2 protein-coding genes are annotated in these 1,110 nt (G+C 54.0%); both read right to left on the bottom strand.

The genetic code is table 11. The features are described 5' to 3' along the window. On the bottom strand, positions 1-606 hold a 606-nt coding region (locus tag ACZ6S8_RS39665), incomplete at its 3' end, for a terminase small subunit (protein WP_469463277.1). A gap of 308 nt (positions 607-914) precedes the next feature. Then, on the bottom strand, positions 915-1,110 hold a 196-nt coding region (gene lysC / locus ACZ6S8_RS39660; protein WP_469463275.1), incomplete at its 5' end, for an Rz1-like lysis system protein LysC.

The raw sequence follows: 1,110 nt of genomic DNA, 5'->3' as shown, positions 1-1,110 counted from the left end.
CTTGTTCCTGGCCTTGGCCTCTTCGCATTTTTCATCATGCTCGATTGAATCCCGCCACTGGTAGTGGTGGCCAAATCCCCAACAATGCCGGCAGGCGCCGCGGCGATACTGCGAAATCTCGTTTGCATCGAACGTGGCCAGCTGCCACATTTTTTCGAGCACTTCATCAGCGTTTGCCAGGGTGCGCGATACCGACGCAACCAGTTGACTATCGATGGCACGTTTAACGTTAGGATTCGCCAGAAGCTGACGGCCGTAGTTTGGGTCGCTGTAACCTGCACGCTCAGCAGCGGCAGTGGCATTCTGATCAATCAGGTATTCCGCTACGAAAAGGCTTTGCTGTGGTGATAAGCCTGATTCCGATATCAGCTCTTCTGCGCTGACTTTGGGATCCGTCTTGGTACGCACCTTTGATTTTTGCGTACCGCTTTTGCGTACCTGCGTACCTTTCTGCGTACCGCCCTTTCCCTTGCGTATCCAGCCATGCTTTTTGGCGCGCTTCCTGATTGCCCCCTCACTGATGCCGTATATCTCTGCCAAGTCGCGGAGAGAAAGTTGACCGGCACAGTAATCGCGCTCGAGGCCGCTTTCTTCCGGTTGTGACATAGCATTCTCCATAAAAAAAGCCATCAGCCTGCCGGTGCGCTGGGTGCGCGGTGGGTGCAGGTAGACGACTTTGGTTATTTTGCTTGCGCATTATCGATGGCACTCAGTGAATGCCACCTGTAATGCTAATCTTTCAGATAATCTTCGGTGTTAACCACCGACTCCCCCATTAGCAATTCAGCACGAGTGCTAGTAACAATGGCGGTGTGATGAGGGTGTACGTTTTCAGCCAACCATCTGATGAGTGGTCTGGCGGCGTCCTCAAAACTTCCTGTTTCCCATGATGAATTTCCTTGTCCGACTTTCATTCATTTTCTCCCGGCGGCTTCCCGCCATTGGTTCAGCGTGGCCACTTGGCCGGCGCAGATTGATAACGCTGTTTGCAGTGCCAGCGCATGACTGCCAATGTCGCCCCAGGTATCACCCTGCAATTTTGGTTGTTCGCAGGGGGTGAACACCGATTCAGGGGGAAACAGCACGAGCGGCGGCGGTGGCGGTGGTGTC

It is taken from the genome of Streptomyces sp. NPDC048461, assembly GCF_055587105.1.
Note: the sequence above shows the minus strand (reverse complement) of the source record. Positions and strands in the feature narration are given on the sequence as shown.